The organism is Vibrio sp. 1402 (genome assembly GCF_033340275.1).
Genome location: NZ_JAWOWE010000002.1, coordinates 231,683 through 246,337 on the forward strand (window position 1 = coordinate 231,683; position 14,655 = coordinate 246,337).

At 45.3% G+C, this 14,655-nt stretch carries 11 protein-coding genes; 6 read left to right on the forward strand and 5 right to left on the reverse strand.

Annotated features, from left to right (window positions below; translation table 11 throughout):
* The 3 genes from R7044_RS04535 (at position 1) to R7044_RS04545 (ending at position 4,844) form a co-directional block, all read left to right on the forward strand.
* Positions 1 to 1,098, forward strand: coding sequence for an efflux RND transporter periplasmic adaptor subunit (locus R7044_RS04535; RefSeq protein ID WP_005378112.1), 1,098 nt, complete (start codon positions 1 to 3; stop codon positions 1,096 to 1,098).
* Positions 1,095 to 4,205, forward strand: coding sequence for an efflux RND transporter permease subunit VmeI (gene vmeI / locus R7044_RS04540; protein ID WP_054576415.1), 3,111 nt, complete (start codon positions 1,095 to 1,097; stop codon positions 4,203 to 4,205). Before R7044_RS04535 ends, vmeI begins: the two co-directional genes overlap by 4 nt.
* A gap of 72 nt (positions 4,206 to 4,277) precedes the next feature.
* Positions 4,278 to 4,844 (forward strand): DNA-3-methyladenine glycosylase I, encoded by a 567-nt coding sequence (locus R7044_RS04545; protein WP_158156170.1) that lies wholly within the window; start codon positions 4,278 to 4,280, stop codon positions 4,842 to 4,844.
* Between the two features lie 24 nt (positions 4,845 to 4,868).
* On the opposite strand, the gene R7044_RS04550 is transcribed toward R7044_RS04545, so the two are convergent.
* The 4 genes from R7044_RS04550 to cls all read right to left on the reverse strand — a co-directional run bounded on the left by R7044_RS04550 (position 4,869) and on the right by cls (position 9,768).
* On the reverse strand, positions 4,869 to 5,729 hold the full coding sequence (locus tag R7044_RS04550; protein WP_158156172.1) for a lipase secretion chaperone: 861 nt from the start codon (positions 5,727 to 5,729) through the stop codon (positions 4,869 to 4,871).
* Between the two features lie 12 nt (positions 5,730 to 5,741).
* A complete protein-coding gene (locus R7044_RS04555) occupies positions 5,742 to 6,647 on the reverse strand; it encodes an esterase/lipase family protein (RefSeq protein WP_197687493.1) in 906 nt (301 codons plus the stop codon).
* Positions 6,648 to 6,896: 249 nt separating this feature from the next.
* Positions 6,897 to 8,102: a cystathionine beta-lyase gene (locus R7044_RS04560; RefSeq protein WP_225455374.1), complete on the reverse strand. Its 1,206-nt coding sequence runs from the start codon at positions 8,100 to 8,102 to the stop codon at positions 6,897 to 6,899.
* Positions 8,103 to 8,313: 211 nt separating this feature from the next.
* On the reverse strand, positions 8,314 to 9,768 hold the full coding sequence (gene cls / locus R7044_RS04565) for a cardiolipin synthase (RefSeq protein WP_005378105.1): 1,455 nt from the start codon (positions 9,766 to 9,768) through the stop codon (positions 8,314 to 8,316).
* A gap of 430 nt (positions 9,769 to 10,198) precedes the next feature.
* Here cls and R7044_RS04570 point away from each other — a divergent pair, with 430 nt between their 5' ends.
* The 3 genes from R7044_RS04570 (at position 10,199) to R7044_RS04580 (ending at position 13,316) form a co-directional block, all read left to right on the forward strand.
* Positions 10,199 to 11,569 carry a sodium-dependent transporter gene (locus R7044_RS04570; protein ID WP_042522154.1) on the forward strand — a complete coding sequence of 457 codons (1,371 nt, stop codon included), beginning with the start codon at positions 10,199 to 10,201 and terminating at the stop codon, positions 11,567 to 11,569.
* 81 nt (positions 11,570 to 11,650) lie between these two features.
* Positions 11,651 to 12,343, forward strand: a complete 693-nt coding sequence (locus R7044_RS04575) for a TIGR01621 family pseudouridine synthase (protein WP_104975233.1) — start codon at positions 11,651 to 11,653, stop codon at positions 12,341 to 12,343.
* A 31-nt stretch (positions 12,344 to 12,374) separates the two neighbouring features.
* Positions 12,375 to 13,316: a class I SAM-dependent methyltransferase gene (locus R7044_RS04580; RefSeq protein ID WP_225455375.1), complete on the forward strand. Its 942-nt coding sequence runs from the start codon at positions 12,375 to 12,377 to the stop codon at positions 13,314 to 13,316.
* Positions 13,317 to 13,529: 213 nt separating this feature from the next.
* Here the strand turns inward: R7044_RS04580 and R7044_RS04585 are convergent, their stop codons facing one another.
* Positions 13,530 to 14,585 (reverse strand): hybrid-cluster NAD(P)-dependent oxidoreductase, encoded by a 1,056-nt coding sequence (locus R7044_RS04585; protein ID WP_225455376.1) that lies wholly within the window; start codon positions 14,583 to 14,585, stop codon positions 13,530 to 13,532.
* Positions 14,586 to 14,655: the final 70 nt, after the last annotated feature.

Sequence of the window (14,655 nt, forward strand, 5' to 3'; positions counted from 1 at the left end):
ATGAAAGGAATCATCTCTCTAGCGACTTTACTTTCAACGCTTTTTCTCGTTGGCTGTGGGGATAAGGCGCCAGAAAAAGAGCTCGAAACGCCACGAGTTAGGGTTACGTCATTAGCGGGAAACAAGGTGGACGACAACTTGTACTTCCCTGCGGTTGCGAATGCAGCGGATCGCTCTCATTTGAGCTTCAGAGTGGCAGGAGAAGTCAGCCGCATCATGGTAAAAGAGGGCGACAAAGTCACGAAGGGTGATGTTATTGCAACGCTAGATCCCACTGACTATGAGTTGGATGTAGATAATGCGAGTGCGCGTTTTTCTGTTGTCGACAGTCAGTATCGCCGCTCACGCCCTTTGGTTGATAAAGGCCTATTAGCTAAGTCTCAGTTTGATGAAATTGCAGCACAACGACAAATCGCCTTAGCTGAGCTTCAGTTAGCCAAACTTCGTCTATCATTTACTGCCTTAAAAGCGCCCGTGGATGGGATTATTTCGCGAGTTAATATCGACCAATTCGAAAATGTTCAAGTCGGACAGCATATCGTTAATATTCACAGCTTGGAGCGAGTCGAAGTGTTGATTCAGCTTCCAGACCGCCTCTATGTGAACCAACCGCCAACGGAAGAAAGACTCACCGCGATCAAAGCATTGGTGCGCGTGCCCAGCGGTAACGAATATAACGCGACGGTAAAAGAATTTACAACCGAACCCGACCCAACAACAGGTACGTTTACTGTCACACTGTCGCTTCCTATGCCGGAAGAAGAGTACATCCTAGATGGGATGGCTGTTGAAGTAACGTCTAAAGACGAGAATGTTGGGCTTGATCTAAACCTAGGAATTAATGTCCCTATCGAAGCCATTTTCAATGCGGACGGTGACGAGCTGGGGCGCGAAAACAAATTTGTTTGGGTACTGAATGATGACAATACGGTATCGCGCAAACAGGTGCGAGCAGGTAAGGCATCTAAAACGTCCATTCAAATCCTTGATGGTCTCATGCTCAAAGACAAAGTTGTGATTGCCGGTGTTTCTCGATTAAGGGATGGCATGAAAGTGGAAGTGATACAGGAAATGGCTACGCAGGAGGCCGGTCTATGAGCGATCTTAATAAATCAGCGCCTCAAAGTGATGATGATGTGACCGGTATTGCTGCGTACTTCATCCGAAATCGCGTCATCAGTTGGATGGTTGCACTGATATTTTTGATTGGTGGTATCGCCGCATTCTTTGGTTTAGGGCGTCTTGAGGACCCTGCTTTTACTATTAAAGATGCGATGGTAGTGACCTCTTACCCTGGTGCGACACCGCAACAAGTCGAAGAAGAAGTGACGTACCCAATCGAAAAAGCGATTCAGCAGCTTACTTATGTTGATGAAGTAAATTCGATTTCTAGCCGAGGCTTATCTCAAATCACGGTCACGATGAAGAACAATTATGGCCCTGATGATCTACCACAAATTTGGGATGAGTTGCGCCGTAAAGTGAACGACCTTAAAGGGACGTTGCCTCCAGGTGTGAATGAACCTCAAGTGATCGATGATTTTGGTGATGTTTACGGGATTTTGTTAGCGGTGACTGGCGACGGTTATAGCTATAAAGAGCTACTGGATTACGTCGATTACTTACGCCGAGAGCTCGAACTGGTTGATGGCGTGAGTAAAGTTTCGGTATCTGGGCAACAGCAAGAGCAAGTGTTCATCGAAGTATCGATGAAAAAATTGAGCAGTATAGGTCTTGCTCCGGATACCGTGTTTAATCTTCTTTCGACGCAAAACGTAGTTTCTGACGCAGGAGCGATCAGAATTGGTGATGAGTACATCAGAATTCAGCCGACTGGCGAGTTCCAGAGTGTGGATGAGCTAGGCGATTTGTTGATTACTGAGTCGGGTGCTCAGGGGCTCATCTTCTTGAAAGATGTGGCGGAAATAAAACGTGGTTACGTAGAAGTCCCGAATAATATTATTAATTTTAACGGCAGCCTCGCACTAAACGTGGGTGTTTCTTTTGCTGAAGGCGTCAACGTCGTTGAAGTCGGAAAAGCGTTTGATCATCGCCTTGCAGAGCTAAAGTACCAACAACCTGTTGGTATCGAAATCTCGGAAATTTACAGTCAGCCTAAAGAGGTGGATAAATCGGTTAGCGGTTTTGTTGTGAGCTTGGCTCAAGCTGTCGGTATCGTCATTATCGTACTTCTGTTCTTTATGGGGCTACGTTCTGGGCTACTTATCGGTTTAATCTTGCTGCTGACGGTGCTGGGTACGTTCATTTTCATGAAGTATCTCGCGATAGATTTACAGCGGATTTCATTAGGTGCCTTGGTTATCGCATTGGGTATGCTGGTGGACAATGCCATCGTTGTGGTTGAGGGGATTTTGATTGGTACTCAAAAAGGGCGAACTCGACTCCAAGCAGCGACCGACATTGTTACCCAAACAAAGTGGCCATTACTTGGGGCAACTGTGATTGCGGTAACTGCATTTGCGCCAATTGGACTGTCTGAAGACTCGACGGGCGAATACTGTGGCACTTTATTTACGGTTCTGCTGATCTCTTTAATGTTGAGCTGGTTTACCGCTATCTCGTTGACACCATTCTTTGCTGACATCTTCTTTAAAGGCCAGAAGGTTAAACAAGGTGAAGGGGAAGAAAATGATCCATATAACGGGGTTATTTTCGTTATTTATAAAAAGTTTCTTCAGTTTTGTATGCGTCGTGCTTGGTTTACCGTTGTGGTGCTGATTGCGGGATTAGCGGCAAGTGTTTACGGGTTCACCTTTGTGAAGCAAGCGTTTTTCCCATCTTCGACAACGCCGATTTTTCAGTTAGATGTATGGATGCCAGAAGGAACTGATATTCGAGCAACCAACACAACGCTTAAAGAGTTAGAAAGTTGGTTAGCTAAGCAAGAGCATGTTGACCATATCACGACGACCGCGGGTAAAGGCTTACAGCGCTTCATGTTAACGTACGCGCCAGAGAAAAGTTATGCGGCTTATGGTGAGATAACCACTCGTATGGAAAACTACGAAGCGTTAAAACCATTAATGGCGAAGTTTCGAGAGTATTTAAAAGCCAACTACCCAGAAATCAATTACAAGCTCAAACAGATTGAGTTAGGCCCTGGTGGTGGTGCAAAAATTGAAGCGCGCATTATTGGTTCAGATCCAACCGTCCTTCGTACGATAGCCGCTCAGGTCAAGGACATCATGTACGCCGACCCTCAGGCAACAAATATCAGGCATGATTGGCGTGAACGAACCCAAGTTCTTGAACCTCAGTTTAACGAGAGTCAGGCACGTCGCTATGGCATTACCAAATCGGACGTCGATGATTTCTTGTCCATGTCATTCTCTGGAATGACGATAGGCTTATACCGAGACGGCACGACGCTCATGCCTATCGTGGCTCGTTTACCAGAAGATGAGCGCATTGATATTCGTAACATCGAAGGCATGAAAATATGGAGTCCAGCACAGAGTGAGTTTATCCCACTTCAACAAGTCACAATGGGTTATGACATGCGTTGGGAGGACCCTATTATTGTGCGTAAGAACCGTAAGCGTATGCTCACTGTGATGGCAGACCCTGATATTCTAGGTGAAGAAACCGCATCGACGTTGCAAAAACGTTTACAGCCCCAAATCGAAGCGATTCAATTACCACCAGGTTATTCCTTAGAGTGGGGTGGTGAATACGAATCTTCAGGTGATGCTCAAGAGTCACTGTTTACTACTATGCCAATGGGGTACTTGTTCATGTTCTTGATCACTGTATTCCTATTTAACTCTATCAAAGAGCCACTCATTGTTTGGCTTACCGTGCCGCTGGCGTTAATTGGTGTCACTACCGGTTTGTTGGCACTCAACACGCCGTTTGGTTTTATGGCATTGCTCGGTTTCTTAAGCTTATCGGGAATGGTGCTCAAAAATGGCATCGTATTACTGGACCAAATTGAAATTGAAATGAAGTCCGGTAAAGAGGCTTATGACGCGGTCGTTGATGCTGCGGTAAGTCGCGTCCGTCCCGTTTGTATGGCTGCTATCACGACGATCCTTGGTATGATCCCACTGTTGCCAGATATTTTCTTCAAACCAATGGCGGTTACGATTATGTTTGGTTTGGGTTTTGCGACAGTCCTGACACTGATTGTCGTGCCAGTGTTGTATCGTTTGTTCCATAAAGTGGCAGTACCGAAACAGGCTTAGTGCTACTGATATAACGATGAAAAATATCGCGCCTCTAGCTCATCAGTTAGAGGCGCTTTTTAAGGAAGAATAATGACAGAACAAAAAACGTGTGCGTGGGCGATGAATCACCCATTAGAGCGCGAATATCATGATTCCGAATGGGGCGTGCCAGTATATGACGACCAAGTCCTGTTTGAATTTATTACGTTGGAAGGTGCGCAAGCTGGCCTTAGTTGGATCACCATTCTTAAAAAGCGCGAAGGGTATAGAGAAGCGTTCGAGAACTACGACCTAGATGCGTTGGAACAAAGAAATGAAGAACGCGCTGAATACATCGTGGAAAACTTCGATGTTGTGAGGCATCGCGGAAAGATTAACTCGGTTTTCAGTAATGCCAAAGCGGCCAAAGCGTTAATTGCTGAATACGGAAGTTTATCAGACGCGTTGTGGCAGTTCGTGGACGGCGAACCAATCATTAATCAATGGCAACATATGAGTGACGTGCCAGTTTCGACAGAGCAATCCAAAGCCATGAGTAAATTCTTAAAAAAGAAAGGCTTCAAGTTTGTCGGTGAAACCATCTGTTATGCTTTCATGCAAGCCGTCGGCATGGTGGATGACCATATCGTTGGATGTCCTAAAAAGCAGCATAAGTAACGTTTGGCTATTAAGCTAATGTTGTTAGTTCTGGCTATCATGAATACGTTCCAAAGCTTCGATTCGACGCCATTGAGTGGCATCGAAGCTTTGTTTTCTTAAAGCAATGATTTCTGCCTGTTTTTCGTCTTGCCCTAGAAAATTTCTATTCAGAATATCTTGACGCTGCTTTAAGTAAGTGGCGAGTTGAGTCTCAAATGATGCTCTTTGCTCATCAAGCTTTTGCAGCCTCAGCGCTCCGGCATCTCCTACCAGAGCAACACGGGCGATGTACATGTCTTGTGAATCAAGCTGAGAAGCTTGCTCGAGCTGCTCTGCTAATGCGTTATTGCGTTCACTTTCTCGTATGTAATCCGGTTGTTCTGATAACGCTTGATTGAGAAGGTGTGTTTGACTCTCGATATCCGATGCCTGTTTTTTGATCGTCAGCTTTTCTAATGCAAGCTGGCGAAGTCGGTTTTCTTCGTCAAACAACTGGGTTATCTGCACCTCGTTAAAGTATTGAAGCTGTAAGTTCAGTATTGCTTCATTCAGCATGGTTAACTGTTCAAGCGTTAGGTGGTTGTGCTCAAAAGGCTCTAATGCAGTGAGTGCTTGCTTGTAGGAAAGGTAGGCTTGAAAAAGTGTGGCATCAATATTCAGAGTTTGCTTTGCTAAAGTGTCATCATTGACTTCCGCTTTGATCGTATCGAGATCTTCTTCGCCCAGCCGGCTAAGAGAATATTCGAAGAAATCTTTTGGAGAAGAGACATCGGCGGCTATATCTTGCTGAGATGGCGAATGGTTAGAGGTTATCTCTTGTTGTTTGTCGCTTTGCAACAGAGAAAGCGCTCTCACGCCAAATATCGAGAGCAGGATAAAAGTGGTGAGAGCGACTTTCTTCATTGTGATGACCTCTTATAAACCTTGAAGTTTGAGACGATTTGCATGTTGGCGATAAAGCGTGACTGGATCGGTTTCAAAAAGATGATGAATACCGAGTAGGCCGTTAATTTCATCCAAATGGTTCATTTGATAATCATCACGTATGACTTTGCCCAAATGTGTGCTGCACGCACCAACTAAGCCATCATTTGGCCCATCAAAGGCTAAGCCAAGTACCATCATGGCAGCGTCGGTCGGATCGAAAACGTTTGTAAAAGTGGATGATCCGGTCCATGAGTAGTAATAAACGCCATTTGAAGCCAGCAAGTCACCATTACCACATTCACTGGTAGGGACTCCCTCCGGGTAGTGTTGGTTAAACGCTAATGATCCTTCCGTGGTTAATGCTGCTAGTGAGGCTAAAGGGTCTTGGTCGAGATCAGAACCACCTGATAGAAGATTAATAAGAGTAGTTAAGCCTTGCGCCAGTTTTACCGCGAGCTGCTCACTACCCGAACCCTCAGATACAGTGCCACGAACTAAATCTGCCACTTTAGACCCTTTATTAACGCCTCCTATACTCGTAACTGATGCGACTAGGTCAGGACGGACAGAGGCAACATAGCGCGTTGTTGGACCACCATGACTGTGACCAATGAGATTGACTTTCTCTGCGCCTGTTGCTGCAAGTAAGGTTTCGACTTGAGCAAGCAGTTGCTCCCCTCGAACTTCGCTGCTATTGGTCGCGGATACCTGTGCAACATAAACCGTAGCGCCATCTTTTGTTAAGGAATGTGGTATTCCGAAAAAGTAATCAACGCCTGCCAGGGTATCAAAACCAAACAAACCGTGAACCAGAACAATCGGATACTTGGTTTGGGTATAACCTGTTGCAGCGGATACGGAGGTTATTGGGACGGTAATTAAGGTAAAAAGCATTAGCGCTAAAAATTTGAGTTTCAAAACTATCTCCTTGTGGTATGACCTCTTATTAATGATAAAAAGTAGGAGAGAAACTCTAAATTTGGAAAGCCTATTTGTGGCACATTATTTCATTCTGTGACTGCTCAATTGAAAAACAACACAAATGATTAACATTAATTAATGGTTCGGGTGAATGTTTAGTTAATTCTAATTAAGTCAGGGAGTTATAAAAACGCCCCGCAATGCAGGGCGATCCAATCATTGTTATAGGGAGACTTCTTTTTCAAGCATTAAGGCATTATAACGCGCAAAACCAGCCTCTAAATCAGCGATCAAGTCATTTACGTCTTCTAAGCCAATATGAATACGAACCAAAGTACCTTCAAAGTGTGGGTGAGCTATGGTTCTCAGGCTGTTAAAGCTCTTAGGTTCGTTAGCTAGAATGAGGCTTTCATAACCGCCCCAAGAGTAACCCATACTGAAGTGTTTCATACCATCAAGCAGAGCCGTCGTCGCTTTTGGATAAGACGTTTTGAGAACAAATGAAAACAAGCCGTTTCCACCTGTGAAATCTCGTTTGAAAAACTCATGGCCAGGATTTGTTTCTAAAGCTGGATGGCGGACATGATCAACTTCTGGGCGAGAAGCGAGCCACTGAGCGACTTTTAAACTGCTTTCTGCGTGCTGTCTTAGGCGAACATCCAACGTGCGAATACCTCGAAGACCTAGGTATGCGTCGTCAGGAGAAACGCACTGACCCATCAGGTAGCTTTGTTCACGAAGCTGATCCCAATACTTTTCAGAAGCCACAGCAGTACCTAGCATGACATCTGAATGTCCAACGATATACTTAGTTGCCGCTTGAATGGAAATGTCTACGCCATGCTCGAAAGGAGAGAAGTTCACGCCAGCTCCCCATGTATTGTCTAGCATCACGATGATATCTTGCTCATGGGCAATGCGTGCTAATGTAGGTACATCTTGGACTTCCATGGTTATTGAACCAGGAGACTCCAAGAAAAGGACTTTGGTATTCGGCTGAATCAAGTCTCGGATACCTTCACCGATCATTGGGTCATAATAGGTGGTTTTGATGCCCATTTTCTTCATGATGGTGTTACAAAAGTCACGAGTTGGTTCGTAACAAGTGTCCACCATTAGAATGTGATCGCCAGTTTCAACGAAAGAGAGGATGGCATTTGAAATTGCTGCCGTTCCACAAGGGTAAAGCGCGCAACCAGCTCCACCTTCAATCTCAACCATTGCGTCTTGGAAAGCAAAGTGCGTGTTGGTGCCTCGGCGACCATAAAACAATGTTTTGTTTGCACGATTAATGGTGGCTTGGTTCTTTTCTGCAACGGTATTGAATACCACGGTTGAAGCGCGTTGAACGGGTGGGTTTACAACACCATTTGTCCACTTTTTATCGCGGCCAGCGGTAATGAGTTTGGTTTTTTTTCCCTCTGACATAAAAGTTCCCTGTCTTAAATATTGCGGTTTTGAATATTTAAAACATGGACGACGTAGGTTATGCAAGGGAAAAGTCAACTATCAGCCAATAACAGCCAAGATGAACAGGTAATGATGTCGAGAGGTATCGTGTAGATAGGGAGCTAAAAGAACAAACCTCCAGCAGGATGCATGTAGCGCTGGAGGTTTTTTAGTCGGTGTATTTGAGGTATTAGAGGAGTGGGTTGAAGAGATAGAACACTCGCTCTAAGAACCGAGAAAATAGGCTCCTTTTCTCCCATTCTTCCAATACAACAGTGTGAGATTGCTTAATATAGCTATCTTGTAACCAAGACATTTGCTTGGTGAACTCTTCGTCATCAACGGCGAGGGTCACTTCGAAGTTCAGCCACAAGCTGCGCATATCCATGTTTACGGTGCCAACTAAACAGAATTGGTCGTCAATTACGACAGATTTTGTATGCAGCAAACCACCATAAAACTCATAAATCTTGACCCCTGCACTCAAGAGCTCACTATAAAAAGCGCGTGACGCCCATTGCACCATCATAGAGTCATTTTTATGTGGAATAATGAGTTCAACGTCAATGCCTCGTTGTGCTGTCATCTTTAACGTTTCGAGTAAATCAGCATTGGGCACGAAATATGGTGTTGTGATTCGTACCGAGCGATTGGCTTGGTTTATTGCCAATGTTAATACTTGATAGATCAGATATTCCGGCATACCTGGGCCAGAAGGCACAACCTGAATAGGGTGTTGGAATTCACTCTCATCGATCTTGCATTCAGGTAGTCTTGGTAAATGACGTTCGCCAGTTTCGACTTCCCAATCCCAACAGTGGATGGCACTCAATACGTTTACCGTTGGTCCCGTAATGCGAACCATGATGTCCACCCAATGCCCGACGCCACTGTTTTGCTTGAAGTAAGCCGGGTCAACCAGGTTCATTGAACCGGTATAAGCAATTTCATCATCAATTACGATGATCTTGCGATGTTGGCGAAGATCAAGACGACGTAAGAAAATACGCCACATCTTCACTTCTAGCGCTTGAATAACTTCAATTCCAGCATCCTGCATCATTCGATACCAAGGACTTCTGAAAAAACGTGGACTACCTGCTGAATCGAGCAATAGTTTGACATCTACGCCGCGTTTAGCCGCTTGGATAAGTGCAGAAGCGACAGAATCAGCCAAACCACCCGGATGCCAAATGTAGAATACCATTCGAATACTGCTCTGCGCGTTTTCGATGTCTTCAATAATGGAATGCAAAATCTCATTAGGTGACTGTTGCAGCGACAATGTATTACCGCTCAATGCGGGAAGACCAAGGCGGTTGTTACAAAGTTCATCAATTCGGTAGATGTGCCTCCCCATCGTTTCTGGGTTGTGCGCGTTACAGTCGTTAAGCTGACTGAACCACTTCTCGAATGGTGTAAACATCTCTTTCGCACGTTCGGCTCGCTTTCTGCCTAAGTTCAGTTCACCGAAGAGGAAATAACATGCGACACCCAGAACGGGAAGGATATAAATGATCATTAGCCAAGCTAAAGACACGCTCACTGCACGGCGCTTTAAAACGACACGAATGGTCACACCTGCGACCAGTAACCAATATAGCCCGATGCCAGCTAAAGTAAGAAAGTGATAAAACTTGTCCATATACGCTCAGAGTAATATGCCCTTCTAGGATATTAAGCATAAAAGTGGGTTGGGGGAATAGATTTCCCATTTAGACATGGGATTGACCTTATATGAGGAACGAATTTCATAACAGCTGATTCTGTTATTTTAATGTGAAAAATAAGGTCATTCTTTAACTTTTGAACAAAAAAGCAGCATTTAACCTGCGTAACTCGACACTTGTGCGATAAATGTACTTTTTTGGGGTTCCAATTTTAAAGGGGAGCTGCTTTACTTTCTAGACATAGTGCGTCGAACGCTTATTTTATAAGTGTACAATAATTTTTACATAAACTTTTTAGACGCCTATCTCTATGCATACACAACAAACTAATTTTGGAGAAAAAGCGTGGCTACAACTAATACAGCAGCACCACGTGATACGTGGGGGTCTAAACTAGGCTTCGTAATGGCAGCAGCGGGTTCCGCTGTCGGTTTAGGCAATATATGGAAATTCCCTTACACAGCAGGTGAGAGTGGCGGCGGTGCATTCGTTGCTATCTATCTTATCTTTGTAATTTTTATCGGCTTTAGCGTGATGCTGACAGAGTTCGCTATTGGTCGTAAGACAGGTCTTTCTGCCGTAGGTGCATTCAAAACAACTGACCGACGCTGGACGTTCACTGGTGTTATGGGAGTCTTCAGTGGTCTTTTGATCATGGGCTTCTACCCAGTGGTTGGTGGTTGGGCATTGGCCTACATCTTTAAAGTGGGCGGTGGTCTACTCAGCGCGCCAGAAGCAATTGGCGACAGCTTTGGCGGTTTCATCTCAGATCCGATTCAACCTTTAATGTGGATGGGTGTTTACCTGTTCCTTAACGTCATGATCGTGATGAAAGGGATTTCGGGTGGTATTGAGAAAGCCGGTAAGGTTCTGATGCCGCTTCTGTTCTTAATCCTAATCGTTGTTTCTGTTAAGGGCTTAATGCTGCCAGGTGCAATGGCTGGCCTTGAGTTCTTATTCATGCCGGACTTTTCTAAAGTCGACAGCAACGTGGTTCTTGCTGCACTAGGACAGGCGTTCTTCTCACTTAGCTTAGGTATGGGTTGTATGATGACGTACGGTTCTTACCTGAAGAAGAAAGAGAACCTAGTTCAAACAACCGGTATGGTTACAGCGATGGATACTGGTGTTGCGATTCTTGCTGGTGTTGCTATGTTCCCAGCTATGTTTGCCTTTGGCATGGAGCCTGCGGCAGGCCCTGGTCTTGTATTTGTTGTCGTTCCTCAGCTATTTGCTGAAATGGGCGGAGTGATTGGGTTGCTATTCGCGTTGCTATTTTTCATCGGTTTGACGGTGGCGGCATTAACTTCTTCAGTATCACTATTGGAAGTTGTCGTGTCTTACCTAATTGACGAGAAAGGCATGAAGCGCTCGAACGCAGTTCTGTCTGCAAGTGCAGTTATGGCGGCATTATGTATTTTTGCGTCACTATCGTTAGGTGGAATGGGACCAACGCTGTTTGGTACCGGTGCCTTTGATATCTTCGACTTGCTAACGGACAAAATCTTCTTAGCGGTTGGTGGTATGTTGGTTTGTATCTTTGCTGGATGGCGCCTAAGCCGTGCTGAGCTAGAAAAAGAGATCACTAATGACGGCGAAGTATCCTTCCCGCTATTTGGATTGTGGTACAACCTAGTTAAATACCTGATTCCTGTTGCGATTGCTATTGTTGCCTTCATGGGGATTAAGTCTGGCTTTGACAGTGGCAAAGGTGAAATCATGCTGCTGGGTATCGCAATCATTGGTCTTGCTGGCATTTTCTCTAAGAAGCTTTAGCAAAGACCTTAGGGCAAGCCTCGATAGCTTTGTCCGGTAACTTATGTATACTGCTGGCTCCAAACGTGGAGCCAGTTTTTTATGTTCGATATTCTACATACCCATCCCGATTTTCTGATCATCAATAAGCATCCCAACGTCTCTGTTCATAAAGACGATGGCGACACAATGCTGCTGCAAGAAGTGGCTAAGCAGAGTGGTGATCAGCAGCTCTATCTTATCCATCGCTTGGATAAAATGACATCGGGTATTCTGCTCCTCGGACGTAACGCCAAAGCGGCCAGTGCGTTATCGCAAGCCTTCGCTGACCGCCAAGTAGAAAAGTTCTACCTAGCGATTGGCTCTAAAAAGCCGAAAAAGAAACAAGGTTTGGTCGTTGGTGATATGGAGCGTTCGCGCCGTTCATCATGGAAGCTGGTCAACAGCAAAAATAACCCAGCCGTTACCCAGTTTTTCTCTCTTGCGGCAGAGCCCGGAGAGCGCCTATTTTTATGTAAGCCGCACACTGGTAAAACGCATCAAATCCGCGTGGCATTAAAATCGGTTGGCTCAGGTATTGTTGGCGACCCGATTTACAATGCAGGCAATGAGGCTGATCGCGGTTATCTGCATGCATTTTCACTTTGCTTCCAATACCGAGATGAGCAATATCGCTTTGTTTGCGATCCACGAGAATACAAAGTGCTTGGTAACAAATGGCACAGTGAAATCGTCTCTCAGGGTTTGGATACTTGGCTTTCCCCCTGGGAACTGAACTGGCCTACGATCAAATAACCGTCACAAAGAAAACTAATAAGAGAACTCGATGCAAGCATCACAACTTTCGCTGTTTTTTCAGCATCTAGAAACCGAGCTCGCGCAAGCTCCGAATGAAATTCGTCGACTGTTTCACGGTCGTGGCCGTCGTTTTGAAGGTCTAGAGCAAATCACCTGTGACTGGTTACAAGGTCAGTTGATCATCAACTTGTTTAAAGAAGTCGACGACGCGTTTCTCGCTGAGCTGAAAAGCGGCCTCAATGCGTTGGCACAATCACAACTGTGGGCAAATAAGCAAGGCCGCACTATGGTTCTTCAGCACCGTTATGCCGATGGTGCGCCTTCAGAAGTGCTTGTCGGTGAATTAGACGCTCGCCCTGTCGTTGAAGAAAGCGGTTTGAAATACCAATTGGATATTGGCCGCAACCAAAACTTCGGTCTGTTTTTGGACATGCGCTACGGTCGTGATTGGGTACGGGAAAATGCGAAGCATAAAAACGTGCTCAACTTGTTTGCTTACACGTGTGGCTTTTCTGTCGCTGCCATTGCGGGTGGTGCAGATAAAGTGATTAACGTCGACATGGCGAAAGCGTCGTTGTCTAAAGGCCGTGAGAACCACAAGCTAAATGGTCATAACATCAACCAGGTAAGCTTTATGGGGCATGATATCTTTAAATCATGGGGTAAGATTAAGAAATCTGGTCAGTATGACTTGATTATCATCGATCCGCCTTCATTCCAGAAAGGCAGCTTTGCGCTGACTAAAGATTACAAAAAGATTTTACGTCGGTTGCCGGATTTGTTGGCAGACGGTGGTCAAGTGATGGCATGTGTGAACTCGCCATCTGTGACAAGCGACTTCTTGATTGAAAGCATGAAAGAAGAGGCGCCAGAGTTGACATTCCGTGAGCGTCTGGATAACCCGCCAGAGTTTATGGACGTAGACAGCGAAGCAGCATTGAAAGTGTTGTTGTTTAGCGAGAAGCAATGACGACGAAACGAAAGTTGTACCTATCTATAATACCAGCCGTTTGAGTACGGCTGGCATTTCCGCGATACCCCGTCAATCTGAATAGCGAGACGCGAGTGTGATTCAGAGTCTATTATCAGAATGAGTTATTCTTAACACGCTGATATTAGGTTCCTGATCTCGCCTAGGCTCGCCGGAATGACGGGAAACAATAAAAGATCGATACCAGCAGCATTAACCGATCTGCACTTCAAGATCCGCTTCGATGGTTGATGAGCAGGCGAGCACATAGCCTTGTTCAATTTCTTCTGGCGTCAATGTTTCTAGGCTGGTGGAAGAGACGTTGCCTTTACGAACCTTGCATTTACACGAGCCACAAATCCCGCTTCGACAAGCGACGATTAATGGTAAACCTGCGCCTTCGAGCACATCGGCCAGTACCTGACCTTTTTGCGCATCGATGCTTTGAGCAAAATCAGGAACAGAAACGTTAACCGTCTCATCGGAGACCGATGATTCTGCGCCAGTCGCTGGCGTAAAACTCTCTTGGTAGAAGTTCGTCATGTCAAAACCAAGATCATTCAAATAGCCGTGAACATCTTGCATAAACTGGCTTGGACCACACAGGTAAACGGTGCGTTGCTTGAAATCAGGAACAAGCTCTTTAATCCAGTCGGCATTCAAACGACCTTGTGGGTGTGACGTTCCTTCGCGGTTTTTCAGCAACAGCTTTAAATGGAAGTTGGGATATACGGCGTCTAACGTTTCTAGCTGATCGTAGTAAATCGTCTCTTCTGGGCTGCGTGCGATATGAAGAAATGCGATGTCCACATCGTTGTCGTTTTCATCTTGATTACTCAGCCAGTGTTTTGCCATCGAAAATACGGGCGTGACGCCGCAACCTGCACTGATAAGCAAGGCTTTTGTTTCGCCATCACGTAAAACGGGTGGATGGTCAATGCAGTTAAATTCGCCCGCTGGTGGTAATGCTTGAACGGTATCACCAAGCAGCAGCGAGTCAACGATGTAGTTCGATACTTTACCGCCAGATACTCGTTTGATGGTGAGTTGAAGGTGATCGTCTTCATTGATCGAGCTGATTGAATAGGCACGAAACTCCATTTTTCCATCAATTTCCACGCCTAAGTTAATAAACTGGCCAGGCTTAAACTGAAACAGAAGTGACTCGGTTAGTTCAGCCAATTTGATGCTGACGGTGTCGTGTGTTTCGAAGTATTTGTCGATGCAACAGAGTGTGACGGGTTGGTTACCTTGCCATTCAAAAAACATAACAATCTCTTTGGTTGTGGCTATTTTTGGTTCGAAATAGATAGCGCCTCCGCGTAAGGAGGCGCGTAAC

Excerpts from the sequence above, each read along its gene's own strand:
- R7044_RS04535 (WP_005378112.1), top strand. The coding sequence starts at position 1 with ATGAAAGGAATCATCTCTCTAGCGACTTTACTTTCAACGCTTTTTCTC.
- vmeI (WP_054576415.1), top strand. The coding sequence starts at position 1,095 with ATGAGCGATCTTAATAAATCAGCGCCTCAAAGTGATGATGATGTGACC.
- R7044_RS04545 (WP_158156170.1), top strand. The coding sequence starts at position 4,278 with ATGACAGAACAAAAAACGTGTGCGTGGGCGATGAATCACCCATTAGAG.
- R7044_RS04550 (WP_158156172.1), bottom strand. The coding sequence starts at position 5,729 with ATGAAGAAAGTCGCTCTCACCACTTTTATCCTGCTCTCGATATTTGGC.
- R7044_RS04555 (WP_197687493.1), bottom strand. The coding sequence starts at position 6,647 with ATGCTTTTTACCTTAATTACCGTCCCAATAACCTCCGTATCCGCTGCA.
- R7044_RS04560 (WP_225455374.1), bottom strand. The coding sequence starts at position 8,102 with ATGTCAGAGGGAAAAAAAACCAAACTCATTACCGCTGGCCGCGATAAA.
- cls (WP_005378105.1), bottom strand. The coding sequence starts at position 9,768 with ATGGACAAGTTTTATCACTTTCTTACTTTAGCTGGCATCGGGCTATAT.
- R7044_RS04570 (WP_042522154.1), top strand. The coding sequence starts at position 10,199 with ATGGCAGCAGCGGGTTCCGCTGTCGGTTTAGGCAATATATGGAAATTC.
- R7044_RS04575 (WP_104975233.1), top strand. The coding sequence starts at position 11,651 with ATGTTCGATATTCTACATACCCATCCCGATTTTCTGATCATCAATAAG.
- R7044_RS04580 (WP_225455375.1), top strand. The coding sequence starts at position 12,375 with ATGCAAGCATCACAACTTTCGCTGTTTTTTCAGCATCTAGAAACCGAG.
- R7044_RS04585 (WP_225455376.1), bottom strand. The coding sequence starts at position 14,585 with ATGTTTTTTGAATGGCAAGGTAACCAACCCGTCACACTCTGTTGCATC.